Source organism: Nonomuraea sp. MTCD27 (assembly GCF_041950495.1).
Classification (GTDB): Bacteria; Actinomycetota; Actinomycetes; order Streptosporangiales; family Streptosporangiaceae; genus Nonomuraea.
The window spans coordinates 261,093-284,383 of record NZ_JBGNUW010000014.1 but is presented as its reverse complement, the minus strand read 5'-3'; the positions used below and the strand labels follow the sequence as shown (position 1 = coordinate 284,383).

At 67.0% G+C, this 23,291-nt stretch carries 41 protein-coding genes and 1 tRNA gene; 22 read left to right on the top strand and 20 right to left on the bottom strand.

What is annotated here, in order from left to right; all coding sequences use genetic code 11:
* Positions 1-3 precede the first annotated feature (3 nt).
* The 7 genes from ACBJ59_RS36815 to ACBJ59_RS36785 form a co-directional block, all read right to left on the bottom strand.
* A complete protein-coding gene (locus ACBJ59_RS36815; RefSeq protein ID WP_375114798.1) occupies positions 4-570 on the bottom strand; it encodes a TMEM165/GDT1 family protein in 567 nt (188 codons plus the stop codon).
* Between the two features lie 227 nt (positions 571-797).
* Positions 798-1,835: a UDP-N-acetylmuramate dehydrogenase gene (locus ACBJ59_RS36810; protein ID WP_375114797.1), complete on the bottom strand. Its 1,038-nt coding sequence runs from the start codon at positions 1,833-1,835 to the stop codon at positions 798-800.
* Positions 1,836-1,846: 11 nt separating this feature from the next.
* The gene (locus ACBJ59_RS36805) at positions 1,847-2,977 is read right to left on the bottom strand and encodes a hypothetical protein (protein ID WP_375114796.1); all 1,131 of its coding nucleotides are present in this window, start codon (positions 2,975-2,977) and stop codon (positions 1,847-1,849) included.
* 61 nt (positions 2,978-3,038) lie between these two features.
* Positions 3,039-3,467: a MaoC family dehydratase gene (locus ACBJ59_RS36800; protein ID WP_375114795.1), complete on the bottom strand. Its 429-nt coding sequence runs from the start codon at positions 3,465-3,467 to the stop codon at positions 3,039-3,041.
* Between the two features lies 1 nt (position 3,468).
* Complete coding sequence (locus ACBJ59_RS36795) at positions 3,469-3,918, bottom strand: MaoC family dehydratase N-terminal domain-containing protein (RefSeq protein ID WP_364127572.1); 450 nt, start codon at positions 3,916-3,918, stop codon at positions 3,469-3,471.
* A gap of 216 nt (positions 3,919-4,134) precedes the next feature.
* On the bottom strand, positions 4,135-4,299 hold the full coding sequence (gene rpmG, locus ACBJ59_RS36790) for a 50S ribosomal protein L33 (RefSeq protein ID WP_019632658.1): 165 nt from the start codon (positions 4,297-4,299) through the stop codon (positions 4,135-4,137).
* Positions 4,300-4,370: 71 nt separating this feature from the next.
* Positions 4,371-4,444, bottom strand: a tRNA-Met gene (locus tag ACBJ59_RS36785).
* Positions 4,445-5,074: 630 nt separating this feature from the next.
* Here ACBJ59_RS36785 and ACBJ59_RS36780 point away from each other — a divergent pair.
* Positions 5,075-5,332, top strand: a complete 258-nt coding sequence (locus ACBJ59_RS36780; RefSeq protein WP_375114794.1) for a hypothetical protein — start codon at positions 5,075-5,077, stop codon at positions 5,330-5,332.
* On the opposite strand, the gene ACBJ59_RS36775 is transcribed toward ACBJ59_RS36780, so the two are convergent.
* Positions 5,333-5,578, bottom strand: a complete 246-nt coding sequence (locus tag ACBJ59_RS36775; RefSeq protein WP_375114793.1) for a winged helix-turn-helix domain-containing protein — start codon at positions 5,576-5,578, stop codon at positions 5,333-5,335. It abuts the gene before it with no gap.
* A gap of 184 nt (positions 5,579-5,762) precedes the next feature.
* Complete coding sequence (locus ACBJ59_RS36770) at positions 5,763-6,044, bottom strand: GntR family transcriptional regulator (RefSeq protein ID WP_375114792.1); 282 nt, start codon at positions 6,042-6,044, stop codon at positions 5,763-5,765.
* Between the two features lie 410 nt (positions 6,045-6,454).
* On the opposite strand from ACBJ59_RS36770, the gene ACBJ59_RS36765 reads away from it, so the two are divergent.
* The gene (locus tag ACBJ59_RS36765) at positions 6,455-6,931 is read left to right on the top strand and encodes a hypothetical protein (protein ID WP_375114791.1); all 477 of its coding nucleotides are present in this window, start codon (positions 6,455-6,457) and stop codon (positions 6,929-6,931) included.
* A gap of 23 nt (positions 6,932-6,954) precedes the next feature.
* Here ACBJ59_RS36765 and ACBJ59_RS36760 read toward each other — a convergent pair whose 3' ends face one another.
* Positions 6,955-7,770: a protein phosphatase 2C domain-containing protein gene (locus tag ACBJ59_RS36760; RefSeq protein WP_375114790.1), complete on the bottom strand. Its 816-nt coding sequence runs from the start codon at positions 7,768-7,770 to the stop codon at positions 6,955-6,957.
* A 2-nt stretch (positions 7,771-7,772) separates the two neighbouring features.
* Complete coding sequence (locus ACBJ59_RS36755) at positions 7,773-8,627, bottom strand: sigma-70 family RNA polymerase sigma factor (protein ID WP_375114789.1); 855 nt, start codon at positions 8,625-8,627, stop codon at positions 7,773-7,775.
* A 711-nt stretch (positions 8,628-9,338) separates the two neighbouring features.
* On the opposite strand from ACBJ59_RS36755, the gene ACBJ59_RS36750 reads away from it, so the two are divergent.
* The 15 genes from ACBJ59_RS36750 to ACBJ59_RS36680 all read left to right on the top strand — a co-directional run bounded on the left by ACBJ59_RS36750 (position 9,339) and on the right by ACBJ59_RS36680 (position 16,325).
* Positions 9,339-9,557 (top strand): hypothetical protein, encoded by a 219-nt coding sequence (locus ACBJ59_RS36750; protein ID WP_375114788.1) that lies wholly within the window; start codon positions 9,339-9,341, stop codon positions 9,555-9,557.
* 184 nt (positions 9,558-9,741) lie between these two features.
* The gene (locus ACBJ59_RS36745; RefSeq protein ID WP_375114787.1) at positions 9,742-9,894 is read left to right on the top strand and encodes a hypothetical protein; all 153 of its coding nucleotides are present in this window, start codon (positions 9,742-9,744) and stop codon (positions 9,892-9,894) included.
* The gene (locus ACBJ59_RS36740) at positions 9,891-11,225 is read left to right on the top strand and encodes a hypothetical protein (protein ID WP_375114786.1); all 1,335 of its coding nucleotides are present in this window, start codon (positions 9,891-9,893) and stop codon (positions 11,223-11,225) included. The genes ACBJ59_RS36745 and ACBJ59_RS36740 overlap by 4 nt, the downstream gene beginning before the upstream one ends.
* Complete coding sequence (locus ACBJ59_RS36735; RefSeq protein ID WP_375114785.1) at positions 11,222-11,470, top strand: hypothetical protein; 249 nt, start codon at positions 11,222-11,224, stop codon at positions 11,468-11,470. Before ACBJ59_RS36740 ends, ACBJ59_RS36735 begins: the two co-directional genes overlap by 4 nt.
* Positions 11,467-11,772 carry a hypothetical protein gene (locus ACBJ59_RS36730; RefSeq protein ID WP_375114784.1) on the top strand — a complete coding sequence of 102 codons (306 nt, stop codon included), beginning with the start codon at positions 11,467-11,469 and terminating at the stop codon, positions 11,770-11,772. Before ACBJ59_RS36735 ends, ACBJ59_RS36730 begins: the two co-directional genes overlap by 4 nt.
* The gene (locus tag ACBJ59_RS36725) at positions 11,769-13,805 is read left to right on the top strand and encodes an FtsK/SpoIIIE domain-containing protein (protein ID WP_375114783.1); all 2,037 of its coding nucleotides are present in this window, start codon (positions 11,769-11,771) and stop codon (positions 13,803-13,805) included. The genes ACBJ59_RS36730 and ACBJ59_RS36725 overlap by 4 nt, the downstream gene beginning before the upstream one ends.
* Before the next feature lie 251 nt (positions 13,806-14,056).
* On the top strand, positions 14,057-14,272 hold the full coding sequence (locus ACBJ59_RS36720) for a hypothetical protein (RefSeq protein ID WP_375114782.1): 216 nt from the start codon (positions 14,057-14,059) through the stop codon (positions 14,270-14,272).
* Entirely contained in the window at positions 14,272-14,448 is a 177-nt protein-coding gene (locus ACBJ59_RS36715) for a hypothetical protein (RefSeq protein WP_375114781.1), read from the top strand. The genes ACBJ59_RS36720 and ACBJ59_RS36715 overlap by 1 nt, the downstream gene beginning before the upstream one ends.
* On the top strand, positions 14,445-14,600 hold the full coding sequence (locus tag ACBJ59_RS36710) for a hypothetical protein (protein ID WP_375114780.1): 156 nt from the start codon (positions 14,445-14,447) through the stop codon (positions 14,598-14,600). Before ACBJ59_RS36715 ends, ACBJ59_RS36710 begins: the two co-directional genes overlap by 4 nt.
* Before the next feature lie 269 nt (positions 14,601-14,869).
* Positions 14,870-15,040, top strand: coding sequence for a hypothetical protein (locus tag ACBJ59_RS36705; RefSeq protein ID WP_375114779.1), 171 nt, complete (start codon positions 14,870-14,872; stop codon positions 15,038-15,040).
* A gap of 82 nt (positions 15,041-15,122) precedes the next feature.
* Positions 15,123-15,317 (top strand): hypothetical protein, encoded by a 195-nt coding sequence (locus ACBJ59_RS36700; protein WP_375114778.1) that lies wholly within the window; start codon positions 15,123-15,125, stop codon positions 15,315-15,317.
* Positions 15,317-15,544 (top strand): hypothetical protein, encoded by a 228-nt coding sequence (locus tag ACBJ59_RS36695; RefSeq protein ID WP_375114777.1) that lies wholly within the window; start codon positions 15,317-15,319, stop codon positions 15,542-15,544. Before ACBJ59_RS36700 ends, ACBJ59_RS36695 begins: the two co-directional genes overlap by 1 nt.
* Before the next feature lie 44 nt (positions 15,545-15,588).
* On the top strand, positions 15,589-15,789 hold the full coding sequence (locus tag ACBJ59_RS36690) for a hypothetical protein (RefSeq protein WP_375114776.1): 201 nt from the start codon (positions 15,589-15,591) through the stop codon (positions 15,787-15,789).
* Positions 15,790-15,804: 15 nt separating this feature from the next.
* Positions 15,805-15,963 carry a hypothetical protein gene (locus tag ACBJ59_RS36685; protein WP_375114775.1) on the top strand — a complete coding sequence of 53 codons (159 nt, stop codon included), beginning with the start codon at positions 15,805-15,807 and terminating at the stop codon, positions 15,961-15,963.
* A gap of 155 nt (positions 15,964-16,118) precedes the next feature.
* Positions 16,119-16,325, top strand: a complete 207-nt coding sequence (locus tag ACBJ59_RS36680; protein WP_375114774.1) for a hypothetical protein — start codon at positions 16,119-16,121, stop codon at positions 16,323-16,325.
* Here ACBJ59_RS36680 and ACBJ59_RS36675 read toward each other — a convergent pair.
* Positions 16,310-16,597 (bottom strand): hypothetical protein, encoded by a 288-nt coding sequence (locus ACBJ59_RS36675; RefSeq protein ID WP_375114773.1) that lies wholly within the window; start codon positions 16,595-16,597, stop codon positions 16,310-16,312. The genes ACBJ59_RS36680 and ACBJ59_RS36675 overlap by 16 nt on opposite strands.
* 37 nt (positions 16,598-16,634) lie before the next feature.
* Entirely contained in the window at positions 16,635-16,802 is a 168-nt protein-coding gene (locus ACBJ59_RS36670; RefSeq protein ID WP_375114772.1) for a hypothetical protein, read from the bottom strand.
* Positions 16,803-17,303: 501 nt separating this feature from the next.
* Here ACBJ59_RS36670 and ACBJ59_RS36665 point away from each other — a divergent pair.
* From ACBJ59_RS36665 to ACBJ59_RS36645, 5 genes are all read left to right on the top strand, one after another.
* Positions 17,304-17,489 (top strand): hypothetical protein, encoded by a 186-nt coding sequence (locus ACBJ59_RS36665; protein WP_375114771.1) that lies wholly within the window; start codon positions 17,304-17,306, stop codon positions 17,487-17,489.
* 59 nt (positions 17,490-17,548) lie between these two features.
* Positions 17,549-17,950, top strand: coding sequence for a helix-turn-helix domain-containing protein (locus tag ACBJ59_RS36660; protein WP_375114770.1), 402 nt, complete (start codon positions 17,549-17,551; stop codon positions 17,948-17,950).
* A gap of 101 nt (positions 17,951-18,051) precedes the next feature.
* Positions 18,052-18,525, top strand: a complete 474-nt coding sequence (locus ACBJ59_RS36655) for a lamin tail domain-containing protein (protein ID WP_375114769.1) — start codon at positions 18,052-18,054, stop codon at positions 18,523-18,525.
* 287 nt (positions 18,526-18,812) lie between these two features.
* A complete protein-coding gene (locus ACBJ59_RS36650; protein WP_375114768.1) occupies positions 18,813-19,016 on the top strand; it encodes a hypothetical protein in 204 nt (67 codons plus the stop codon).
* Positions 18,931-19,686 carry a hypothetical protein gene (locus ACBJ59_RS36645; RefSeq protein WP_375114767.1) on the top strand — a complete coding sequence of 252 codons (756 nt, stop codon included), beginning with the start codon at positions 18,931-18,933 and terminating at the stop codon, positions 19,684-19,686. Before ACBJ59_RS36650 ends, ACBJ59_RS36645 begins: the two co-directional genes overlap by 86 nt.
* 62 nt (positions 19,687-19,748) lie before the next feature.
* Here ACBJ59_RS36645 and ACBJ59_RS36640 read toward each other — a convergent pair whose 3' ends face one another.
* The 7 genes from ACBJ59_RS36640 to ACBJ59_RS36610 form a co-directional block, all read right to left on the bottom strand.
* Entirely contained in the window at positions 19,749-19,907 is a 159-nt protein-coding gene (locus ACBJ59_RS36640; protein WP_375114766.1) for a hypothetical protein, read from the bottom strand.
* 154 nt (positions 19,908-20,061) lie between these two features.
* Positions 20,062-20,271, bottom strand: a complete 210-nt coding sequence (locus ACBJ59_RS36635; RefSeq protein WP_375114765.1) for a hypothetical protein — start codon at positions 20,269-20,271, stop codon at positions 20,062-20,064.
* 327 nt (positions 20,272-20,598) lie between these two features.
* Positions 20,599-20,787, bottom strand: a complete 189-nt coding sequence (locus ACBJ59_RS36630) for a hypothetical protein (protein WP_375114764.1) — start codon at positions 20,785-20,787, stop codon at positions 20,599-20,601.
* A gap of 9 nt (positions 20,788-20,796) precedes the next feature.
* Positions 20,797-21,327, bottom strand: coding sequence for a hypothetical protein (locus tag ACBJ59_RS36625; protein WP_375114763.1), 531 nt, complete (start codon positions 21,325-21,327; stop codon positions 20,797-20,799).
* 89 nt (positions 21,328-21,416) lie between these two features.
* The gene (locus ACBJ59_RS36620; protein ID WP_375114762.1) at positions 21,417-21,545 is read right to left on the bottom strand and encodes a hypothetical protein; all 129 of its coding nucleotides are present in this window, start codon (positions 21,543-21,545) and stop codon (positions 21,417-21,419) included.
* Positions 21,542-22,333: an N-acetylmuramoyl-L-alanine amidase gene (locus ACBJ59_RS36615; protein WP_375114761.1), complete on the bottom strand. Its 792-nt coding sequence runs from the start codon at positions 22,331-22,333 to the stop codon at positions 21,542-21,544. The genes ACBJ59_RS36620 and ACBJ59_RS36615 overlap by 4 nt, the downstream gene beginning before the upstream one ends.
* A 624-nt stretch (positions 22,334-22,957) precedes the next feature.
* Positions 22,958-23,281 (bottom strand): hypothetical protein, encoded by a 324-nt coding sequence (locus ACBJ59_RS36610; protein WP_375114760.1) that lies wholly within the window; start codon positions 23,279-23,281, stop codon positions 22,958-22,960.
* Between the last annotated feature and the right edge of the window lie 10 nt (positions 23,282-23,291).

Below are 23,291 nucleotides of genomic sequence, written 5' to 3'. Positions count from 1 at the left end.
GTCCTAGAGGAGGGCCTCACCCAGCAGCACCACACCGAAGATGGCGAATCCGGCCGCGGCGCCGTACTTGATGATCCGCTCGGGGAGGTGCCGGCCCAGCAGCCGCCCGACCAGGATGGCCAGCGCGTCTGCCGCCACCATGCCGACCGTGGAGCCGATCCAGGTGCCCACCCAGCCGTGCTGGGTGGCCAGCGTGATGGTGGCCAGCATGGTCTTGTCGCCCAGCTCGCTCAGGAAGAACGCCACGGTCACCGCGATCAGGGCGTTCCTGGTGGTGCGCTGGGCCTTGCGCGACTCCTCCTCGGTCAGCTCGTCACCGCGGAGCGTCCACGCGGCGAAGCCGATGAAGGCGAGGCCGGCCACGACGGAGATCGCCGTCGTCGGGAGCGCGTCGCCGATCAGGCCGCCCACCGCGACGCTGAGCAGGTGCACGACCGTCGTCGCGATCGTGATGCCCAGAATCACGGTCCAGGTCTTGAAACGGGTGGCGAACGTCATCGCCATGAGCTGGCTCTTGTCGCCGAGCTCCGCCACGAAGATGGCGACGAGGCTGATCCAGAACGCTTCCAAAGGGGGTCCTCTTCCGCGCGACCAGGCCGGAAGCAGGCACCCGGGGAGTTTTTCGGGCACGACTTCGGCCCGGCAGCGTCTTTGTCACATGACTGCCAGGCCGAAGGTCTCGTCCGCCCGTATGAGGCCCGCGCGACCGGGCGCCGAAGCGCCAGTGTGTCGATCACGCGATTGGGACTACTCCCCTTCGGTAATTCCAGAACACCATAACAGCCCCAGCAGGGTGCCTATTCCCCAAGGGTGCAGCCCACCAGCACCGGCTCGTTGACCAGCGTGACCCCGAACTTCTCGCGCACCCCGTCACGCACCTCCCTGGCCAGGGCCAGCAGGTCGCCGGTGGTGGCGCGCTCGGCCGGGTTGGTGAGGGCGAGGGTGTGCTTGGTCGAGATGCGTACGGGGCCGCGCTCGTAGCCCTTCGGGTAGCCCGCCTGCTCGATCAGCCACGCCGCGGGCACCTTGACCATCCCGCCGGGCAGCTCCCAGCGCGGATGCCCGGGAGCGCGGACGGCCAGCTCCTCGGCCTCCGCCGGCGTGAGGACCGGGTTGGTGAAGAACGAGCCCGCGCTGCGGGTGTCGGGATCGGCCGGGTCGAGCACCATGCCCTTGCCCCGCCGCAGCCCCAGGACGGCCTCCCGGGCCCGGTCGAGGGGCACCCGGCCGCCCGCCTCGGTGCCCAGCCGCCTGGCCAGCTCGTCGTAGACCACCGGGCCGGACAGCTCCGAGATGTCCAGCGCGTACGTCACCGCCAGCACCACATATCGCGCCAGGTCGCGCTTGAAGACGCTGTCGCGGTAGGAGAACCCGCACTGCCGCGCCTCCAGGTCCACCACGTGCCTGGTGAGCCGGTCGTAGGCCCGCACGCACCTGATGGTCTGGGACACCTCCTGCCCGTAGGCGCCGACGTTCTGGATCGGCGTCGAGCCCACCAGACCCGGCACGCCGGACATGCACTCGATGCCCGACCAGCCCTCGGCCACCGCGCGGACCACCAGCCGGTCCCAGTCCTCACCCGCCTCGACCGTCACGACGGCCTGCTCGCCGTCGCGCGAGACGGCCAGGCCCTCGGTGGCGACCCTGATGACCAGCCCGTCGAACCCCTCGTCGGACACGACCACGTTGCTGCCCCCGCCGAGCACCAGCGTGGGCACGGCCTTCCGGTCGGCCTCGGCGATCAGGGACACGAGCTGCTCCGCCGAGGTCGCCTCGGCGAAGTCGCGGGCGGGCCCGCCCAGGCGCAACGTGGTGTACGGCGCGAGCATCTCCATGAGCAACTAGCTTATGAGGCGCGCAGCATGCGCAGCACCCCGTCATAGTTGCGCCGGGACTCCCGGTCCGAGTAGGCGGAGGAGACGTCGTGCCGGCCCAGCAGCGCCACGGGCAGCGGCTCGTGGGGCACGACCAGGTCGCCGGGCAGGGCCAGCGAGAGCTCCAGATCTGCGTACCGGCCGTAGCAGGCGTCCTCGGGCAACGCGCCGATCGCCTGCGCCCTGCGTACGGCGATGAGCTCCCCGACCAGCGCCAGCACCTTCCCGGGGCCCGCCGTCCGCCACTCGGGCCCCGTGCCGCCGGGCCCTTCCCGCCACTCCGGAATCACGCCCACACTGGTCCGCGCCGCGCCGCCGTCGGCCGCCTCCACGCCCTTCCAGCCGGCCGCCATCGCGCCCTCCACCACCGCCGCGACCAGCGGGGTCAGGGCGTCGCCACGCAGGACCACGTTCGTCTCCATCAGCACGTGCACCTCGGCCTCGTCCAGCCGCAGCAGCTTGCCCCGGCTCTCGCCCCAGGTCGCCGTGCCGCCCCGCCAGTGCGGCGCCTCGGCCACGTGCCAGCCGGCGATCCGCTCCGGGTGCCGCTCGCACAGCTCGTCCAGCACCTCGCCGGCCCCGTCCACGTTGCCCAGGTCGAGGGCGAGCACCCGCGCCCCGGTGTGGTCGATCACCGACTGCAGGCACGCCCTGACGTCCTCCGGCCAGCCGTCCACGAGCAGGCCCACGCTGACCGTGACGTCCTTGGTCTCCACGCGCTGCCGCTCGGTGTTGACGCCCAGGTCGTCGAGGCGGTTGGTGGCCAGCGTGCCGTCCCAGACGCGCTGGGCGTGCAGCATGCCGTACCCCGGGTCGCCGTGCTGCCCAGGGTCGCCGGAGAAGCCCAGCTCGGCGGCGGGGTTCAAGCTGGCGTGCGCTCCGCCGGCGCGGGTGCCACGTGACCGGGCCCCGGCCGTGCCGACCCCGGTCGCCGGGCCACCCGCCGGGGCGCCCGTCCCGGCGACCGGCGGGCCGCCCGTCGTGTCGCGCCCGGTGCCCGAGCCACCCGCCACCTGCTCGGCCCGCGCGGGCCGCAGCCGCCCCGGGGGCTTGCCATCGGTCACGGCGGAGACGGGGATCGATCGAACCGTGGGCCAGACCATGCGCGCAGCATCACTCATACGGACACGCGCTACCCGCGAGCCGCCCGCCATATCATCCGGCTCAGGAGAGCTGGACCACCGCCCTGGCCTTCGACAGCACGCGCGCGTCGCCCGACCTGGCGGTGAGCCCGACGACCACCCTCTTGTCCTCGAGCTTCTCCTCCACCACCCCGCTGACCGAGATCGTGGCGCCCTGATCGTCGTCGGGCACGACCACCATCGACGAGAACCGCACCCCGAAGTCCACCACCGCGCCGGGGTCGCCCGCCCAGTCGGTGACGAACCGCCCGGCCTGCGCCATCGTGTACATGCCGTGCGCGATCACGTCGGGCAGCCCGACCATCCTGGCGAAACGCTCGTTCCAGTGGATCTGGTTGAAATCCCCCGAGGCTCCGGCGTACATCACCAGGTTGAGCCTGCGCACGTCGTAGTCCACGGCCGGGATCTCCTGCCCGACCTCGACCTGGTCGTACTTCACCGTGGCGGTCATCTCAGCCGGCCCCTCCACGCTCGACGATCGTGTTGTACGTGACGCACACCGGCTCGCCCTCGACCGTGGACACGTCACTCCTGACGGTCAGCAGCTCGTTGCGGCCGGCGGTGCGGATGTCGGTGATCGTGGCGGTCGCGACCAGCTCGTCACCGGCGTGGATGGGGCGGGCGTACTCGAAGCGCTGCTCGCCGTGGACCACCATGGCGAGGTTCAGCCCCAGGTCGGGGTCGACCAGCGCCTCGCCACCGGCCTGCAGGCTGAACACGATGGGGAACGTGGGCGGCGCGATCACGTCGGGGTAGCCGGCCGCCTGGGCGGCCTCCCTGTCGCGGTAGAGCGGGTTGTGGTCGCCGATCGCGGCGGCGAACTCCCTGATCTTCACCCGGCTCACCTCGTAAGGAGAACTCGGCGGGTAGGTTCTGCCCACGAAGTCACGGTTCAAGGCCATCAATGCTCCCTCGCGTCCGTCCCAGCGCTGCTGAGGCCGACGCTAACAGAACAAGGTTCGGCTGTCGCCGGTCATGGCGTGCTCTTTGCCAGGGCGCGGATCAGGCCCCCGCCCGCCGGGCCCGGCAGGGGGACAGACACGACGAACCGGCGCCCTGCGTGGGGACGCCGGTTGTGCGATATGGAGGATGTGGGGCAGAAGCCCTGCCCGGAGAACCTAGCGGGTCTCGCGGTGCGCGCGGTGGCAGCGGCAGTTGGGGCAGTACTTCTTCAGCTCAAGCCGATCCGGGTCGTTGCGCCGGTTCTTCCGCGTGATGTAGTTGCGGTGCTTGCACTCCTGGCAGGCCAGCGTGATCTTCGGCCTAACGTCTGTGGCAGCCACTTGGGAGTGCCTTTCTACGTTCGGGACATGGACACGCCCGTACCCAGGCCGGTGGACCTGGGATTGGGCAGTAGCGGAGGCCGGACTTGAACCGGCGACACAACGATTATGAGCCGTTTGCTCTGCCTGACTGAGCTACTCCGCCTTTGAGCCGGAACGACCCGGCCCGTAGAGGATACCCGACACCGTGAGCACATTCGTAACTCACCCGATCGGGTGGGGTGCTCCCAGTATGCCTCAGGAACCCCCGACAACCGAAATCAATAAGCGACAGCCCCGTCTGCCGCCTCCATGCGGGACATCAGCGTAGCAGCGGGCAACATCCACCGCGAACCCCCACACAGCCGCCCGCAACAGCGAACGCCCGGCTCCAAGACTCTTGGACCGGGCGTCTTCTCTGCAGGATGCGAGCCCCCAAACGGAATCGAACCGTTGACCTTCTCCTTACCATGCAGATTCGCACATCCTGGCGAACAGGGCCTATGCGCGTAAGAGCAGGTCAGGCTGGCAGTCTTTGGCAGACTCGGGCAGATCGCAGAGATCGTTAGCCCGGTTCCATCGCGAACTTATCGCGAACCCATCGCGAACGCGAACCGGAACCCCTCGGCCGTCACACTCCGTACGCCCCGACGAGACCACTGACGGCCGATCGACCGTCGTGGAAAGTTCAAGCAACATCTTCCATTCACGTACGTGAACAACGCATGCTGTCAGTTCCCGGCACGGGGGAGACAGCCGGGACAAGTGGAACATCAGCAGCCAGGGGGGCTCCTGTATGACAATGCTGCCGCCAACGCCCATCACCGCCCAGATGCGGGACTTCGAACGCCGCCTCCGCATGCTCGAGCACATGCACCCTGCCTGGACCATCCGGCGCCGCCCCCACACGTGGATCGCCGTCCGCATCACCCCACCGAACGCCGAGCAGGCCGCCGCCGGCATGCGGCAGTTCCTCATCGAACCCAACCTGGACGCCCTCGTCGCCGCGCTGGCCGGCCAACTCCTCATCGCCCAGACACCCGACGCGGCGTGATCACGCCTGCGGCCACTCCTCCCGCGGGGTGACGAACGTCCCCTGCGACTGGACCATCACCACGAGCCCTTGCTCCTCGAGGTGCTCCAGTGCGTGCAGGGCGGTGTTCTTGCCCACCTCGAACTCCTGCATGACGTCACGGATGGACGGCATGCGCGTCTGGGGCGGGTACTGGCCACTCTCGATACGGGTCCGAAGAGTCGCCGCGACCTCCTCCCACAAGTGCGATGGCCGCCACTTGATCATGGTCGGAACCGTAGCGGTCCCCAGCAGTCCCCAGCAGACCGGGGAAATCCCAGGTACACCCGGGTATACCTAGGTCTTCCCCGGTGTACCCCGAACATATGTGTGGTAAGAAAGCAAAAGCGGCGGCGCAGGAATCAGCATCCCATCCGGAGCTGTCGGGCCTGCGTCGCCGCACGCCACGCCCCTAAGCGTCTGTGGACTCCCCGGGCGCGGGCGGCAGCACATCTACGACGTAGGTACCTCGACCGATCGCCGTCTTGATCAGCCCTCGTTCGCGGAGTTCCTTCATCGCCCGGCGCACGGTCAGGTACGCGACTCCGTACTCCTCCGCCTGATCCCGTTCGGCCGGCAGGCGCCGCCCCAAGCTCAACTCGCCGGCGCGTATGCGCGCTTCGATGTGATTGGCCAGGCGTACGTAGACGTACTCGCTGCTGTCCAGCTCTGGATCGAATGGCGGAACGGTCACGGGAGCACGCTATGGCCCCCCTGAGCTGCATAAACGCATGGGGAGCCATGTAGAGCTATACATAGCCATGTGATGTCCATACGATGACGAGACCCGAGGCAAGAATGCGTCGGGCCTGATCAGCGCTGCGAACGCTCGATCAGGCCCTGTCGGACGACGGAGGTCCGAGTGAGCGAATCGTACCCATCACAAGACGCTGGCACGATATGCGCCTACTGCAGCAAGCAGATCGTCCGTGAAGAGGTGGGATATCGGTCTACCGAACGCGACCCGGCCGTGGACCGTGTCCTTTGTGTCGACTCCCCAGAGTCGGACGTGGCAAGGAAGCGCCACCGCCCCGCTGAAGGAATGCGGGCCATAACGCCCTGGGTCTCGCCCGCCAAGCTGGATCTCAGGACCGGAGACCCCACATGAGCGCGCTCCTGTGTCTCGCCTGCGGCGCCCCGGTGGAGGAGAAAGCGAACGGCCGCTGGGAGGGCCAAGACGGCAGCACCGACTGCCCCCGCCGGGATGACGGCCACCTGGTGGAGCAGGTCGTACCCGACCCGCCAGAGGACCAACAAGCAGCCCTTCGCGACATGGTCGACTACCACGCGCCCAATATGAAGGCGTGGAAGTGGCAAATCGAGTTCGACGCCGACGGCGGATGGTGGCTGACGGAGAACGGCCGCCGACGCCGGCGCAATAGACGTCCGTGGCGACCCACGAGCGAGCCCGAGGCTTTCATCGTGATCACGCTGCTGTACGTGCTCAACGACGCCGGGCCGGTCCCGCTACCCGAGGAGTACGCTGCCGCGCTCGTCAGACACAGGCGCTCCGTGGAGTCGGAGCGCAAAGCCTTCGAGAAGTACGCAATGAGCTGGTTCTACAAGCACATGATGCGCTGACCCACCCAAACGCGAGGGAGCACTTACATTTCCACGACGGCCACCGTTGCGTCGTCCGACACCTTGAACCGTGGCCATCGCGTTCCTGCTGGGTCAGTCTCCTCGATGCTGCGCACGTGGCGGATTAGTCCTCGGGGTCCGTGTTCTTGCAGGTAGTCGAGGCACGCCGCCCAATCCATCTGCTGGAACGTATCGACCGCTCGGCTCGCCCCGTCCGTGAATATCGCCACCCGCCGGACATCGCCGACTGGCACCTGTCCAACGAAGGCGTGGAAGGCTGCTTCCCGTTCGACAGCGGCCACCCAGTAGCCGCCCGGGACGTTGCGCTTCTTCAACTGCTCGACCGACATGCGAGCCACAGCTGCCTGGTGCTCTGGCGTGCCGATGGCCTCGTCACGAGTAGCCGCCAGCGCTTCAGGCGCCGCCTGGTCGACGCGGCTGTCCGACACAACATGGATTTCGTGGCCGGTGTCGATGACGATCACAGTGTCAGCCAGCACCAGGTAGTCCAGGACACCGTCCCCGCGACGACGGACCATGGCCACAGCTGCCGCAGGGACACCAGGGCTCGCGAGGTTGCACGACTCGCGATGCAACTCCGCAACCTGATCGATTGCCGTGGCGAGAACGTTCTGCATGTCTATCGCCTCCCCGAGAAGTACAAAGAGGCGGCCACCTATCTGCTGCGTGAACCAGGAGACTGGGTGGGTACAGCCGGGGGATGCGACCCGAGGTGCGGTAACTCCATCAAGGACGATCACAGCGTCCGGGCTTGCCGCCACCCAGTCCTCGTTGACTCGATCCGCTGAGCCGGCGAGCGTCTCGAACGCGATGTTCAAGGTCATCCTTCATGCTTGTAGACCGGGGTGATCCTCTCGCTGGAGATGATCGCGTGGGTGTCGGGATCATAGCGGCACTGGATCAGCATGGAGAAGCGTCGGTGCCGCACCTCCCGGTACAGCGATCCGAGCTCATGGCTCAGGTAGTGGACGACTCCGGCGGCGCCGGCGGCGTGGATGCCCGCGATGTAGAGGAAGTATCCCTTCCGGTCGGGGCGCGGCAAGCGACCAAAGTACGCGATGTCTCCGGGCTCGTCGCTGTCCTCGGGCGACCGGTAGGTGATCTTTTGTTCTTTATCGATCAGAAACCAGCCGGAATCGTCTTTTTCGAACCCAAGATTGTCGTCAGATGCCAACACTTCGGCGATGGTGTCAGAGTGGCGCGGACCGCAAATGACAACGAGCCCGTTCCTGTTCAGGCGGATCATTCCTGGGGGCTTCACGACCTCGTAGTTTGAAGTCAAGCCGAGATCCTCCACCAGGTTCCGGAGATCGTCGTACGCCTTCATGTCGTCGATGGAGACCACAGGCCCCGGCTTGGGCTTCCCGCCCTCCCGCTTCTCAGCTACCGCAACGATGACCGGATCTACCTTTACACCGAAGAACGCCCGTTCGGGAGCTGGGGCGCTGTTCATGACCTGGCTCATCCTGGCGCTGGTCAGGCCCGCCTGCCGGGCTATCGCGTTCTGAGACATCCCAGCCGCTTTCAACTCCTCAACCTCCTCCCGACGGAAACGGCCGAGTTCTGCGGTCAGGCTCTGTATCTCTGCGATTGCGGCACCAGCGTTCTTGATCCGCTCGATTGGATCGTTGTCGTCCGCCACGAGGGCTAGTACCGCTTCAGCATCAATGAACATATATGTCCTCTTTTGGGGGTTTCGATATCACTAAGGGGCCTTAGCAAGTCCACTCATACGCCTTGACGGCACAGATGTCGAGGGTTACCTTCTAAGCAGAACACGCTAACACCGCTTAGCGAAAGTCAGTAGAAGGGGAAGCAATAACGCATCCCTTTTCCCGGCTGCCCAACAGCCAGTAATTGCTCTCCGATCGAGGGGCCTCGCCATGCATTCGTGCGACCCGTTCGCGATTGCGTTTGGCGATGTGCTCTCACCCTCGTGGCTACTACCCGGACATGGCGAGGGCGGCCCTCATCCGCCAAGACTCAAGCCGCCCGTCGCATGTCTTCCAGGCCGTTACCGCATGGAAGGACAGCCTCATCATGACACAACCCGCGTTCAACACCGCCCTCTCCCTGGACACGCTGCACGCGGTCCATGTCACGGCCGACGTTTGGCGGGCGAGAGGACTTGTTCAGGATGCGGACAACCTCCTCATCGTGGCTGGCCTTGCCACTCCCAGGCCGGCGCCGATCAGGAACGTGTACGAGCTCGACGTCTACCGCTCTCGACGTCAGGCGGTAGAGCGATGACTGTCGCCGAGATGCAGGCTGCTCTGGCTGAGCTGGAGCGGGAGATGAAGTCTCCTCCACGAGCTCTGGCTCACACGCTGGACAACAGCCGCTGCACCGACCCCCGCTGCTCCTCCTGCCCGAAGCGGAGGACCCGGTGACTGCCCTTCTCACCTACAGCCAGGCCGACGAACTCACCTGCTGGGACACCCTCTCCTGGGACGACCGGCAGGCCAACATCACCGACCTCTGGTCCGCATTGGACCCGAGGGTTGCCCGAGCCCGCTTGACGGTCGTGGAGACGCTGCTCGCCGTTGTCGACATCGAGCTCGGCGAGATGCAGAACACCGTCGACCGCATCGGCTCGCGCTCATGATCCAGGCCCGGCTGTCGTCTCTCCCAGCGCCCGCGGCAGCCGGGCCTTCCCTCTACTCCCGTCCAGGGGCTATTCCAGCCGCTGGCTCCTGGACGGGCACTTACTCCCCCGCCCGTGGCGGACGTGTCCGGACCAACCGTCTCGATGCGACGGGCGGGGGCTCACAACCCAAACGGAGCATTCGATGACCCTGGAAGAAGAAGCGCTGGAGCGGCTCTCGAAACGCATCGCCGCTCTGAACGCGCTCGACAGCGCGATGGTCACCGCCCTGCCCGTTGAGGACACCACCGACGCCGAGGACGACGAGCCCGGCAACGAGACCAGGAGTACGACGTGATCCCCCAGACTGAGCGGTTCAACGGATCCGCTCCGCCGCCCCAGCGGTCGAGCCGGGCCGAGCGGATGCGAGAGGCTGCCGCCGCCAAGGCCGAGCGGGACAGGATCCGCGACGAAGCCCGACGCGCGCGTGCCCGCCGCGCCGAGGAGTGGGCCGCAGAACGCGACCAGCTGCGTGCCGGCCGCCGCCGCACCCGCAAGACCGCGAACGACGAGACCCGCCGGGAACGCGTCGCCGCCTGGCATGCCCGTCTTCTCCGCTGGTGGCGCGTCCTCGTGCTGGTGGGCGCGATCGTCGGCGTGAACATCGTGGCCGTGTTCGGGCAGGTGACCGCCTTCCAGGCCGCGCCGTTCAGTTGGCCCGCGCCGGGCGCGTACGCGGCTGCGGCGGTCATTGAGTCGATCGCCATCTACGTCGGCTGGCACGCCCACATCGCCCTCATCGAGGGCGACTCCGTCTTCCGGCTCCGCCTCGCCTCCTACGGCATCGCCGCCGGGGTGGCTGCGCTCAACTACCACCACTACGCGCCCACGTGGGCGGTCGAGGACCGGGCTGTCATGTTCGGGATGGCCTCCCTGCTGTCTCCGTGGCTGTGGGCCATCCATTCCCGGCATCTGCACCGACAGGACCTGCGACGGCAGGGATTGATCGACCCGCGCGCCCCCAAGTTCAGTCTGCTGCGGTGGCTGCTGCACCGGGCGGAGACGTGGCAGGCGCTGAAGTGGGCGGTACGTCACGGCGAGCAGTCCCCGACCGTCGCGATCGTCGCGGTCCAGACCGAGGAGACGACCAGCGAAGCTGACCGGCTGCTCGACCAGACGCGTGACCAGATTCTGACGGCTCAGCGTTCGCTGATCCAGACGCAATCCGACGTGATCACGGTCATGCGGCTGGTCACTCCGCCCGAGCCGCCGGCGTCCGCCGAAGTGACCAACGACCGTCCGGCCCTATGCCCTCCCGACGACCCCGAGGAGGCGCCTGTGCCGGTCACCGAGCCGGACACTTCGCCGGCCGTCGAAAGTGACCAGGCCAGTGATCGGGAAAGGCCCGACGACCAGGACAATCGCGAAGCCGAAGCGTGGATCCGACGCCGGATGCGCGGGGGCCGCACCCCGACGCAGAAGGAGATCTGCGACAAGTACCCGTTCAGCAAGGGCTGGGCCCGGCTCCGTGTCCAAGCGGCGCGCGACGAAATGACCGCGAAGGGCTACCGCTTCCTGCCCGGCAACGTCGTCCAGCCGCCCACCGACGCGGACACTTCCGCCGACCCTGGCGATGACCGGGAAGCGACCGACGAAGTGTCCACCACCCCGACTGGAGACCAGTCATGAAGTCCAACCTGCGGGCCCTGCCGTACCTCATCGACTGGCTGACCGAACTGGTCGCCCTCCTGGCGACCGCGGCTGTCGCGCTGGCGTTCCTTTCGTGGCCGTGGCGGCTCATCGCCCCGCTCGTGGTCGCGGTCGCGTGGGGTGGCCCGTTCGTCTGGGGAACCGTCCGGCTGTGCCGTCAGGCGTCCCGTAACCGCCGTCGTCTCTCCCCGCCCACCCCGAACACGAGAAGGGACCAGTCGTGAGCACGTTCTTCCTCGTCCTGCTGTCGGCTGTGGCCCTCGCCTTGTGCGCGGTCCGCGATGACTCCCCCACCGCGCAGACCTACCAGCAGATGTGGACGTCGCTGCGCCGGCTCGGCTGGCGGCGGGTCGTCTGGCTCGCGGTGCAGGCGGTGGTGGGGGTGGCGCTCGTCCTGCTGATGGCCGCGCTGCGGAGCAGCCTGTATGGGCTGCTCGCGGGTGTGGCGGCCGGCGCGTCGTGGCTGGCGTCGCTCATCGCCCTGCACCGGGCGTCCGTCTACACCGGCTTGGAGTTGCGGTCGTGACCAACGCTGACCGTCACCTGTGGCCGGTGCCCGACCAGCCGGACGCACCCGACCCGGAGGACGACATGCCGGACAGCCACGAGCTGGCCGTACGCGAACCCGCCGGCGAACTGGAGCCGCTGGAGCCGACCCGGGTGTGGTCGCCGCGCCGCACCATCGACGTGGTGGTGGCGCCGTTCTCCCGGCAGTTGGACGTCGTCCGGGACGAGCACGGCGGGCTTCTGGGCGCCGCGGCCAAGGTGTCGAAGGCGAGCGCCTTCTACGGGATGCTCGGCCTCGGTAGGGCTGCTGGCGGCTGGTGGCGGTGGGTCACCGCGGCCGAGTACAACCAGGTCCTGGCGACGCAGCCGCAGATGGTGCAGACGGAGCGTGCCCGTCGACGTACTGTCTCGCTGTACACGCTGGGTGCGGGGGTCGCTGGGGACGGCGCGTTGGTGCTGTTCCTGGACTGGCCGTGGTGGGGCGCCCCGTCGATTCTGCTGGCTGTCACCGCCGCTGCCGGCGGGGTGACCGAGGTGTTTGTCCGCCGCGCCAAGCGGGAGCAGGTCGAGACGGACGCCAGCGAAGCGGCTGCCCGCGACATCGGCACCCGCCCTGCTGGTAAGGCGGTGCGGGCCCTGTTCATAGCCCAAGGCGTGAAGATCGCCAAGCGGATCGAAGACGTCCGCGTCATCACCCCCGGCGTGGTCCGTGACGGCGACGCCTGGATATGCGAGGTGGAACTGCCCGGCGGTGTCGTCTACGACGACGTCATCAAAAAGCGGGTCAACCTGGCCGGCGCAGCAGGTCGCGGCGCCACTCGCTTCTTCCTGGACCGCGTGCCCGACCATGAGGGGCGCGTCCGCATCTGGGCGCCCGACCGGGACCCGCTCGCCGGGCCGCCGGTGCCGTCACCCCTCATCGGCAGGGACAAGCCGTTCAACGTGTGGACCGAGCGGGTCTACATGGGCCGCAGCCCCCGCGGCCAGCTCGTCGACTTCGCCCTGCCCGGGAAGGCGATGCTGACGGGCGGCGAACCCGGATCCGGCAAGAGCGTCGCCGACGACCAGGTGCTGTGCGCCGCAGCTCTCGACCCGAACGTGCCGCTCATCCTGGCTGACGCCAAGCGGGTGGAGTTGGCGGTGTACAAGCGGGTCGCCGTCGAATACCTGACCCGGCCGGATCCTGAGCTGTACCTGGACATGATCGAGCGGCTGGTTGCGGAGATGGATCGCCGCTACGAGGTGATGGAAGACGCCGGCGTCGTGAAGATTACGGCCAAGAATTGGAAGCGTCTCGGCTGCCCGTTCACCGTGTTCCACACCGACGAGGTGCAGTTCTTCACCACCAGCAAGCTCGGCGGGAAGGACGGCCCCATCACGGTGGGGCTGGCCGACCTGGTGGGCCGCGGACGGGCGTCGGGCATCTTCACGTCCATCGCCACGCAGCGGCCGGCCGCGGAGGTGGTGCCGACCAGGTTGCGGGACATCATCACGATGAAGCTGGCGATGATGTGCTTCACCAACGCCGCGTCCGACACCATCCTCGGCCAGGGCATGGCCAGCAGGGGCTACTCCGGCGCCCACTTCAACAAGGACCACAAGGGCGCGGGCTGGCTGCACGCCGAAGGGTCGGAGCCGGTCCAGCTTCGCACTGGCTACCTCAACAAGCCCGACGAGGGAGAAGGCGGCAACGACGACGTCAGAGACATCGTCGAGGTTGCGTACCGTCTGCGCGCCGCCGCGGGGACGCTCCCCTACTCCGAGTCCAACCCGGACGTGATCCTCACCAAGACGCTGCTGGACATCATCGGCTCTGCGGACGGGATGTGGACGCAGGATCTCCTCCCGCGATTGAACACCGTCGAGGACTTCGCCGACATGACCGCCGGCGAGCTCGCCAAGCGACTTCGAGCAGTCGCCGGCGACGATCCCGACGCCGGGCCGAAGGGGCTGTGGCTGCCGGGCGAGGACGGCAAGGCGACCTCCCGCAACGGCTACGAGCGGACCTACGTCCAACGCTGCCTACAGAGGCTGAAGGGCGGCGGAAGGTGATGTGCCTCAAGACCCCGAAAAGGGTCAAGACCGCAGGTCACAGGGTCAAGAGGTGGCTCAAGAACCCAGGACCCATGGCTCAAGAACTTGAGCCAAAACCCAAGATCCTTGAGTCTCCGGGTCAAGTCCTTGAGCCCGCCTTGAGCTAGCTGAGCGGTGGTTGCGGAGACCTTCCCGAACCCTTCGGGAGGGGTGTCCGGAGCAACTGCTCCCACAATCCCCACATAGTCGATCAAGAAAGAGGAGATTCGATGCGCGATCGCATGAGCCCCGAGCAGTTAGCCCGAGCCAAGGGCAAGTCCGACAACACCAACCGCCGCAACGCGCTCGCTCACATCGCCAACGGCTACGGCGTCACCGACACCGAACGGCGAATCGCCGAGGACATCCTCGACGAAGAGGTGGGCGCCTTCAGGGCCTGGCGGCTGAAGGGTCAGGCCAAGAAGAAGGCCCGGGGCTCGTTCTGATGGGCGTCTTCGCGAAGCTGGCCGGCCTCACCGTCGTGCTCGGCGGCGGGTCCGTTCTGGCCCTGTGGCTGGCGTTCGTCAGCGTCCCCCTCGCCGTGCTGGCGTTGATTGCCACGGGCGGGCTGACGATCGGATGGATCGCGTTCATCATCCGTGCCGAGCAGGTGCACCGATGATCCACCGACGCGACCTTGACGTCGCCCTCACCGGAGCTGAGAAGGCCGCTCAGGTCCAGATGGAACGCGGCCTGCTGGCCGACGCCGCCGTGAGCCGCTGCATGGCTTCCCACTACAAGCAGGAACTCAACGAGCAGGAGACCCAGCGATGACCGCTACGGTGCCGCCTTCGGAGTATGCCGCCCGCTGGTCGGGTGGGGTTCAGCACGTCCCGGTGAACTGTCCCGGCTGCCGGCTCACGGTGCGGGTGGAGGGCGTCTCTACCGCGGCGCAGGCGCGCGAGCTTCTGAAGCGCGACCCCGAGCACCAGCACTGAGCGGTGGTTGCGGGTGCGCTCTCCTGGCCTCGTCCCTCGGGTCAGGAGAGCGGCCCGGAGCATCCGCTCCCCCTTCTGCAGATCACACACGAAAGGACTTCAGTCATGGGTCACGGCAAAGCCAAGAAGGCGCTCACGTACGTCGCCGCAGCGTTCGCCCTGTTCTACCTGTTCTCCCGCCCGGCGAGCGCCGCCGCCGCGGTGGACGGCGTGTTCAACGGGATCATCACCGGCGCAAACCAGTTGGCCGTGTTCTTCAACGCGTTCGTCGCCTGAGCGGGGTGGCTGTTGCGGGTGCCCGCCACGACTACGGGGGCGTGGCGGGTGCCCGGAGCAGCCACACAACGAGAGGAGCGCAATGAAGTACGCCGGAGACATTTCCTTCAAGTACGGAAAGAACGCTAACGGCGACGGCTGGGTCGCCATGTTCTCGTGCCCGTCCCCGGGCTGCGGTGCAGACGCGACGGCGACCAGCGCCGTCGAGAACGGCCCCTACACCGGCTGGTGCAGCAACGGCCATCCCCTTCACATCAACAACGTCCGGAACCCCTGATGGGCTGGTTCAGCAGCAAGCAACCGACGAACCCCGACCCGACACCGATACGGCGCGACCAGGTGCGCAACGCGCTCAAGCTCGGCATGGAGTGGTACGGGGGCGACCCCGACGGCGACGACTTCGAGGCCAACCGGAACCGGTACTACCAGGCGCTGAAGAAGTGCACGAAAGCGGAGGTCGACTACGTGGAGGCCGCGCTCGAACGGCACGGCTACCCACCATGAGGCCCGGCGAGGGCCCGCAAACCCCACACAGAACGGAGACGCCCATGGACCAGCCCAAGACCGCCAAGGAAGCGCTCGACAAGCTCGGCGCGAAGTGGTCACCCGACCTCGACGCTTTCGCCTGCGGCCAGATCGACGCCAGCAAGGTCCGATGCGCCCTGTGCGCCAACGCCCCCTGCCAGTGCCCCGAGTTTGGGACGCCTGAGTACTTCGCGCTCATCGAGAAGCGCCACGGCCACAAGTAGGAGAGGAGCAGGCACATGAGCGACAAGCCCACGGCAGCAGAGTTGGGAGAGGCGTACGAGGCCATCCAGGGCCGCTCCGACACACCCGCGATCGAGTTGTACGCGGAGCTCTGGGACAACTCGTCCAACACGACCAGGCTCCGCGCGATGTTCGGCCTGTACCGCACGAAGTGACACAGGTCGGCGCCGTCACCTCCACCCCTTGAGGGTGTCTACATAGCGCCCCGGCTGCAGTCGCAGCCGGGGCGCTCTCACGTTTGGCGCTCCAGGAGGGCCCTGGAGCTTCGCCAGATTAACGGCCCAATGTCCGGTTTGCATAGATTTGGCGTGTGGCGATTTGGCGCGGACCCGACGGACTCATAGTCGAGATCATCGTGCTCAACCGATCCCCGCTCTACAAGATCAGCCAAATGATCAAAGGGCACAGATACTTCGTCGCCTACGCCCACGACGTGGACACCCTGACCAAGCACGTAGAGCTGGCCGACCTCGTCGAGGTCATCGACCTCCGCGGCCGCCGTCAGACAGCGTCCTGAGGACCCGTAGCACGCCTGAGCGCCACCACGCCCGCGTGCTCACTGTCCACCGTCTCCCACCACTGCAGGGCTCGCAACGCCGCCAGCGCCTCATGCTGCGCCGCCTGAGCTGCCGCGAGCTCGGCGTACGGCTCCTCCGCGATCGACGCCTTCCCGGCTGCGACGTCGAACCCTCTCGGCAGGAGCTCTACCTGCCGGCTCACCTCAGCGGTGGCAGCGACGTACACCCGCCATGCTGTGATGACGCCTTCTGGGATGTCGAGGTCGGCCACGGCGCCTCCCCGGGTGGTACGGGTGCGAACCCTGATCCTAGACCTCGGCGATGGCGTCCAGGACCTTCCTCGCCGCCTTCCGGTCGGGCGCCTCCGCCCAGTACGGATGCCGGTCGATCTCCAGGGCCAGGCGCCGGCACTCCTCCTGCAGGGCCCGCCACTCCTGCTGCTGCTCCTCGCTGGCCGGCTCGGCTTCGAGCGCCATCACGGCAGCGTGCGCGGGTATCGCTCGGCCGGCGGCAGCAAGCCGGGCTTGAGCGGTGAGGAAGTCTTTCCGTAGTTGGATCAGGTCGTCAGGCAGTGTGATGTCGTCGGCCATGGCTCTTCCCCGTGTGTATGAGTCGAGGGGATCCTAGACCGCACATGTGTACGAACCGAGCACCGCCCCGCCATGCTCAACAGGGATCTTTCCGACACGCCTGCCAGCGATCACGTACCAGGTCCACCATGTGCGGATGAACAGCGAGCAGGCACCCGACGAAGACCTCCGCCAGGTGTGGACGGACATGGATCCAGCAGAGCGGCTACAGCTACTCCTCGCGGCTGGGGAGCAGCCCCCGGAGTGGATGCGGCAGGAAGTGCGGCAGATGTATCCGGAGCGCATGGAGAATCTTCAGCCACCCTCTTGTGCTTCGTAAATTACGAAGCTAGAGTTCAGGCAAGAGGTTACGGGAACAGCCCGCGACCCCACCGGAAGGAACCGGCCATGAACAAGCAGGACATCGCCTACGCCGTCTCCCTCACCCTCGACGGTCACGCCGACGACTTCGACATCAACGCCGTCGTCGAAGAGATCGGCGACACCTACGGCTGGGACATCAAGAGCATCGACGACATCCCCAGCGACGAGTACTGGGCCATCGTCGAGAAGCACGACACCACCACGATCTGACCTTCGCAGCCTCAAGCCCTCGGCACCCCGAAGCCGGGGGCTTACCCATAGGAGCGCCCGTGACCGCCTACACCGACCCGCCCGGCATGCCCGAAGACGAGCGGATGACCGACGCCGAACTTAAGGTCGTCCGCGAATACCTGGGTCTGTCCCTGCAGTGGCTCGCCGACCACCTCGCCGTCTCGCTGCGCACCGTCCAGCACTGGGAGCAGGGCAAGTACGCCATCCCCGACGGGGTACGGATCGCCATCGAAGCATTGGAGGTCACGGCCGGGCAGCAGGTCACCGCCATCGTCGGCATGCTGAACGACGCGCCCGACACTGTCATGGCCATCCCGCGCACCGACGCAGACTGTCCACCCGAATGCCCGTGGCCGCCTTCCTGGCACCGCGCCATCGCCGCACGCGCCGCCCAGGAGGTACCGGGCCTGTCCATCGTCTACGCGGACACCGTGAAGTAGTTGCCTGTCCTCATCCGGACAGCATTCCGTGACAACCTGATCACGCATCCTGCCGTCTCATCTCCTGTCACGTTCCATCCCCCGAACCACAGGAGCCTGTAGTGCTCAACCGACTCATCGTGCCCGCCGCCGTCGCCGGCCTGCTGGTGCCGTTCGCCGCCACCGCCGCCCAGGCGGCCACGCCGGTCGTCCAGATCGTGAAGGTGTACTACGACTCCCCTGGCTCTCCGGACAGTGGCGCGAACAGCAGCCTCAACGGCGAATGGGTACAAATCAAGAACGCGACCAGGAAGGCCGTCAGCCTCAAAGGCTGGACGGTCCGCGACACCACCAAGCGTTCGGATCACGTCTACACGTTCGGCGTCTTCACGCTCGGCGCCGGCAAGACCGTCACCGTGCGGACCGGCAAGGGGAAGAACACCTCCACCATCCGCTATTGGGGCCGGGGCGGGCAGGGGACTTTCTCCTACATCTGGAACCAGAGCCGGGACACGGCGTACCTGCGGAACGCGTCAGGCAAGCTGGTGGACTCCTGCTCGTACAACTCGTCCAGAGCCGACTACAAGAACTGCTGACACAGGCCGAACATAGCGAAGAAGCCCTCGCCGCATCAGGCGAGGGCTTCCCCATGAGGCGGTGTCACAAGCGAGGACTCCAGCTTGTCTGGGGTGTTGCCCGGTTTTTGGCAACCTGTCAGCGTAGCGTTTCGTCTCATCGCCGCGATCTCGTAAGAGCAGGGAAAACAACCAGCAGTGATCAAGGTATGGCAGCTTCAGCCAGTGTTTTCTGTCGTAGATCGAGGTTATCTTGACAGCGAGAGACCAATTCGAACGCCTTGTCGGGGGTCTAAGAGGAGGTCGTGATGGCGTTACTGCATTACTTGAAGCGCGAGGAACCCGAGAACGTCGAGGTCGTCGAGCTGACCGCGGACGAGTACGAGGCCGCCAAGCAGCGCGCTCTCGACGAGCTCGGAGTCACCTATGACGAACTGGCTCGACAGGCTCAAGAACGTCGGTTCGACTCGCTCAGACACCGCAAGCTCTGGCTCCTCATCCGCGAATACTGATGCTGCCCGTATCCACCAGGAGGCACGCAAGTTCGCCGAGTACGTCCAGAAGACGCTCAACTCCACCATCTGCGACAACGTCCGCATGTCTGCCGTGGTGCATCCCAAACAGCGCGGGGTCGTCATCGTGGCACGCGGCGTCAGCAAAGCGAACTTTCTGGTCGAGCCGTTCCCCCTCCGTCCCATCCCGGACTCTCCAAAGTTACGCGCATGGATGGACCTGTCCTTCCGGTTCTGTCTCGACCCGGAGGGCGAGTACTTCACCGTCCTGTCTGCGTTCGTCGGCATCTACGCCGACGTCGACGGCGCCGACCGGCTCTGTCACTTCGACTACGAACGCGACAAGGCCGACGGCTACCCCGAAGCGCACATCCAGGTCTACGGCGACTCGACCGTCCTGAAGAAGTGGGGCGGCCGGCTCCTCGACAGGGGCCTGGACAGGCTGCACTTCCCCGCCGGGCATCGCCGCTTCCGCTGGTGCCTTGAAGACGTCATCGAGTTCGTCGTGGCGGAGCGCATCGTCGAGGCCAAGGCGGGCTGGAAGCAGGTGATCGCGCCAGGGCGGCAGAAGTTCCACGAGAGGCAACTGAAGGCCGCGATCCGGCGCGACATTGACACAGCTATCGCCTACCTGGAGGGCGAGGGCTACACGGTGACGCCGCCCTCTTAGCAGGAGCCGTACAACACAAAGAAGCCGCCCTCCCCAAACGGGAGGGCGGCTTTCTGGTTGGCCTAGACGTCCATGCACCACATCCAGCCGTGGCCGGAGATGTAGCACCGGTACCACTCGGGCGGCATGGCCTGAGCGGGCGCGCTCGCCGCCCCAATCGTGATCACAGTGGTGACGGACAGCAGAGCCAGAGCCAGCGTGCGGCGCATACGAGTTCTCATGCCCCGTATGCAACAGGTTGCGCCTTGCATCTCTCTTGGACCTGGCTGCAACGAGAAGAGCGCCCGCCTGCCCCGAAGGACAGGCGGGCTTCTCGTTGCAGGGCGACGGTCCAGTGGAGACCTGCCGCTGACGATACGCGCGGACCTGGCGAGATCACCAGTACTCCCACTTGGCGCGACCTCGATGCCTGGTCGACTCCGGCTCGACACCCTTCAGCAGCGCCAGCCGTACGCGTTGGCGTGCTCGCCGCTCGTACAGGTTGCAGTCTCTGCCGATGCCGGCGTAGGAACCGCCTCGGGTGTGGAAGGTCTTGCCGTCCTCGTACTGCAGGCGGGTCGGCATGGTGTTGTCGGTGCGGGACATCGCGAACCCTTTCGGGGCCCGCCAGTCGATCTGGCGTGGCCCTAACAGTCCGCGCCGGAGAACCTGCCGCTCATCATGCCTCCAAGATAGTTGGGGGAAACGGCGACGGCTGCACATAGAAGAGGCTGAGGGCTTGTACAACCACGAAAGGGCCGGGCCATCCCGAAGGATGACCCGGCCCCGTACGTGTTCGGCCTGGGGTCCTGATCGGAACCTATCCACGCTCCCGAGTGATCAGCCCGGGTACACGCGGCCGGTTCTCCTCGCAGGCGCTGGGTCCTGGTGCACCATCCCCAACCAGCTTGCGCCCCCCAGGGTGAATCCAGACTACCGCTGGCGAGGCTCCGACTGCTCGGAGTTCGGGACGGCCCACACGCCCAGGGCGGTCAGCACCGCCAGCACCGTGTTGATGACCTCGGTCGAGGTGTAGACGTCGTCCGACACCGCCGAGTAGGCGACGGTCACCGCGGCGAACAGCCCGGCGACCACAGTCTTCGCTACCTTGCCGATCCTCATCGCAGCCTCCTACGGCTTGACGGTGTAGCCGTTGTCGAAGTCGAACGCGAACGAGCCGGAGGCGTCGCCCTTGACGACCCACGCGGTGTCGCCGCCGTTGCCCCAGATGTGGCCGTGGTAGCCGCACCGGGAGTCCATGAACACGGCGTGCACGGTTCCGCTGTGCGCGGCGGTGCCGCGGCCGGAGTAGACGCGCAGGGTGTGGCCGGCGGGCAGCGTAACCTTGCCGTCCACCTCGGGGATGCCGGGCAGCGCGCCAGAAACCTTGTACGTGTTGCAGCCGCGGTCGTTGTCGTCGAGGTTGCTCTTGCCCCACTGGTCGGTGACGACAAGGCCCTTGACGTCGGTGGCGACGCTGGCGCGGACGTCCACGAACTCCTGGTTGCGGTTCCAGACGGTGTCCGCTCCATAGGCGTTGTAGCCGACCTTCACGATCGACAGACCGGGAACGTCAGCCGTGGCGGACGCGGCGCCCGCGACGGTGAGCGTGGCAGCCAGGGCGACGGCGGACAGTATGGCAGCGCTCGTGTTGAGACGCATTTGAGGATGCTCCTACAGGGAGGTGACATGAAGAGAGCGCCACCCGTCCGGGGTAGCGCTCGAGGGGAACCCAGCGGGTTCAGTGAACTTCAGTTGGCCTCGTCGAGGAGGCCGGGCACGCGCTCAGGCGTGCTGTCGTCCGCGGGCTCGGGATGCCGCGGAAGCATGGGGACGTCGATCAGGCTGCGCCACCAGTGGGCGAACAGGCCGTCGCTCACTTCAGCCGGGCCAGGGCACGCCAGGTATCCTCGCCGATGAGGGCATCCACATCGAGCTTCTTCAGCTTCTGGAAGCCCTTGATCAGCTTGACGAGCTCGTCGTCGTACTTCGTGCGGTCCAGCCACTCCTTCAGCCCTGCCGCGGCGTACACAGCCTCAGGCAGGTAGCCGCGGGCGTTCAGCAGGCTACGCGCGGTCTTGACGTCGTAGTTGTCCGCGCCGGGCTTCAACAGCGGCAGATCCTTCACGAGCTCCTCCGTCCATGAGGTGGGGTCGGCCGGCTTCGCGGGCTTGCCCTTGAGAAGGGCTGCCACGTCTTCCCGGAAACGGTTCATGTTGATCGAGTGCGGGTCCGGCTTGGAGGAGTTGACCTCCTTGTGGCCCTTCACCGTCGACACCGGCAGCCCGAACTCGCGGCACAGCTCGGCGCACAGCCGCTTGTACGCGTCCAGCTGCTTGGCCGGCCACGGCGTTCGGCCGTCGTTCTCCGCCTCGATGCCGATCGACCGGCTGTTCGTGTGGCCCAGCGACAGGCTCGGCGCGTTGTGCCAGCACCGGCCCGCGGCGACAACGAAGATGCGTCCATCCCGGCCCAGCCAGATCTGCGAGAGCGGACCGTCCAGGCCGGGCCTGCCGTCGCGGACCACGTGCATGTCGTTCCAGCCCGCCGTGTGGTGGCAGACCACCCCATCGACGTCCTGGAGCGGGCCATGGCCGCGCGTCTTCCAGCCGCTGACCTCGGTCACTGGATGGCCGGTGCGCCGGGCGACCTTGGCGAGCTGCGTCAAGTACGGCATATCAGCCTCCCGTCTTGCAGGTGTAGGTGGTGCCGCCTGGCTCGTCAGGCGTGCACGTGTAGGTGATGCCGAGGTGGGTGAAGGTCCAGCTGCTCGGCGGTGGCCCGGGTTCGCCGCGGGGGCCGGGTTCGCCTGCCGGGCCGGGGCTGCCCTGCGGACCTGGGCTGCCGTCTGCCCCGTCTTTGCCGTCCGCTCCGGGCTCTCCACGCGGTCCTGGAGGGCCGGTCACGGTCGCGCCGGGCTCGCCCCTGGCGCCCGCTTCACCGGGCGGCCCTGTAGGGCCTGGGCCTCCGTCGCTGCCTGGTTCGCCGGCGGCGCCGTCCTTGCCGTCCACAGCATCCCGCCCATCGCGTCCGGGCGGCCCGGACGGTCCTGGAGGTCCTGACGGGCCGGGCTCTCCGCGCTGCCCGGGCGGACCGGCGGATGGGGACACCAGAGGCACCCCGCCCATTCGTTCGACCTGATCGGTGAGGATCTGCTGGTTCTCCTCGGACTCGCGGAGTTGATTGCCGAGGGCGTTGATCTGGATTGACGCCCACACTCCGAGGACGGCGACCATTCCCGCGATCGCAATGATGATCCAGTTGCGGCGGACCCGGCGCACATGCTCGCCCATCATGAGCCGCCCCGAGCGGCGATCCAGATCTGCACCACGATCGACACCATCATGAACAGCGCCGGCAGCAGACCTGCGTACACGGCCTGGCGGACGTTCGTGCCACGCTTCTCCGTCGCCTGGTCGATCGACGCTTTGAGAGCCTTCAGGTCCTCGGTGAGTTGCCGCCGCATCTCCACGACGTCGGCTTCCAGCTCGGTGAACCGCCGGTCGTCGAAACGCCGGTCGGCTGTGTACTCGGTCCGCTGGACCAGCTGCGTCATCGACATGGTGACGTGATCGATCCGGCGGGAGAGTTCACCCGGGGAAGGGGCATCGGTCACGTCACTCCTC

Excerpts from the sequence above, each read along its gene's own strand:
- ACBJ59_RS36810 (WP_375114797.1), bottom strand. The coding sequence starts at position 1,835 with ATGGAGATGCTCGCGCCGTACACCACGTTGCGCCTGGGCGGGCCCGCC.
- ACBJ59_RS36805 (WP_375114796.1), bottom strand. The coding sequence starts at position 2,977 with ATGGTCTGGCCCACGGTTCGATCGATCCCCGTCTCCGCCGTGACCGAT.
- ACBJ59_RS36800 (WP_375114795.1), bottom strand. The coding sequence starts at position 3,467 with ATGACCGCCACGGTGAAGTACGACCAGGTCGAGGTCGGGCAGGAGATC.
- ACBJ59_RS36795 (WP_364127572.1), bottom strand. The coding sequence starts at position 3,918 with ATGGCCTTGAACCGTGACTTCGTGGGCAGAACCTACCCGCCGAGTTCT.
- ACBJ59_RS36780 (WP_375114794.1), top strand. The coding sequence starts at position 5,075 with ATGACAATGCTGCCGCCAACGCCCATCACCGCCCAGATGCGGGACTTC.
- ACBJ59_RS36775 (WP_375114793.1), bottom strand. The coding sequence starts at position 5,578 with ATGATCAAGTGGCGGCCATCGCACTTGTGGGAGGAGGTCGCGGCGACT.
- ACBJ59_RS36765 (WP_375114791.1), top strand. The coding sequence starts at position 6,455 with ATGAGCGCGCTCCTGTGTCTCGCCTGCGGCGCCCCGGTGGAGGAGAAA.
- ACBJ59_RS36755 (WP_375114789.1), bottom strand. The coding sequence starts at position 8,627 with ATGTTCATTGATGCTGAAGCGGTACTAGCCCTCGTGGCGGACGACAAC.
- ACBJ59_RS36745 (WP_375114787.1), top strand. The coding sequence starts at position 9,742 with ATGACCCTGGAAGAAGAAGCGCTGGAGCGGCTCTCGAAACGCATCGCC.
- ACBJ59_RS36735 (WP_375114785.1), top strand. The coding sequence starts at position 11,222 with ATGAAGTCCAACCTGCGGGCCCTGCCGTACCTCATCGACTGGCTGACC.
- ACBJ59_RS36720 (WP_375114782.1), top strand. The coding sequence starts at position 14,057 with ATGCGCGATCGCATGAGCCCCGAGCAGTTAGCCCGAGCCAAGGGCAAG.
- ACBJ59_RS36715 (WP_375114781.1), top strand. The coding sequence starts at position 14,272 with ATGGGCGTCTTCGCGAAGCTGGCCGGCCTCACCGTCGTGCTCGGCGGC.
- ACBJ59_RS36710 (WP_375114780.1), top strand. The coding sequence starts at position 14,445 with ATGATCCACCGACGCGACCTTGACGTCGCCCTCACCGGAGCTGAGAAG.
- ACBJ59_RS36705 (WP_375114779.1), top strand. The coding sequence starts at position 14,870 with ATGGGTCACGGCAAAGCCAAGAAGGCGCTCACGTACGTCGCCGCAGCG.
- ACBJ59_RS36700 (WP_375114778.1), top strand. The coding sequence starts at position 15,123 with ATGAAGTACGCCGGAGACATTTCCTTCAAGTACGGAAAGAACGCTAAC.
- ACBJ59_RS36695 (WP_375114777.1), top strand. The coding sequence starts at position 15,317 with ATGGGCTGGTTCAGCAGCAAGCAACCGACGAACCCCGACCCGACACCG.
- ACBJ59_RS36690 (WP_375114776.1), top strand. The coding sequence starts at position 15,589 with ATGGACCAGCCCAAGACCGCCAAGGAAGCGCTCGACAAGCTCGGCGCG.
- ACBJ59_RS36685 (WP_375114775.1), top strand. The coding sequence starts at position 15,805 with ATGAGCGACAAGCCCACGGCAGCAGAGTTGGGAGAGGCGTACGAGGCC.
- ACBJ59_RS36670 (WP_375114772.1), bottom strand. The coding sequence starts at position 16,802 with ATGGCGCTCGAAGCCGAGCCGGCCAGCGAGGAGCAGCAGCAGGAGTGG.
- ACBJ59_RS36665 (WP_375114771.1), top strand. The coding sequence starts at position 17,304 with ATGAACAAGCAGGACATCGCCTACGCCGTCTCCCTCACCCTCGACGGT.
- ACBJ59_RS36650 (WP_375114768.1), top strand. The coding sequence starts at position 18,813 with ATGGCGTTACTGCATTACTTGAAGCGCGAGGAACCCGAGAACGTCGAG.
- ACBJ59_RS36645 (WP_375114767.1), top strand. The coding sequence starts at position 18,931 with ATGACGAACTGGCTCGACAGGCTCAAGAACGTCGGTTCGACTCGCTCA.
- ACBJ59_RS36640 (WP_375114766.1), bottom strand. The coding sequence starts at position 19,907 with ATGAGAACTCGTATGCGCCGCACGCTGGCTCTGGCTCTGCTGTCCGTC.
- ACBJ59_RS36635 (WP_375114765.1), bottom strand. The coding sequence starts at position 20,271 with ATGTCCCGCACCGACAACACCATGCCGACCCGCCTGCAGTACGAGGAC.
- ACBJ59_RS36630 (WP_375114764.1), bottom strand. The coding sequence starts at position 20,787 with ATGAGGATCGGCAAGGTAGCGAAGACTGTGGTCGCCGGGCTGTTCGCC.
- ACBJ59_RS36625 (WP_375114763.1), bottom strand. The coding sequence starts at position 21,327 with ATGCGTCTCAACACGAGCGCTGCCATACTGTCCGCCGTCGCCCTGGCT.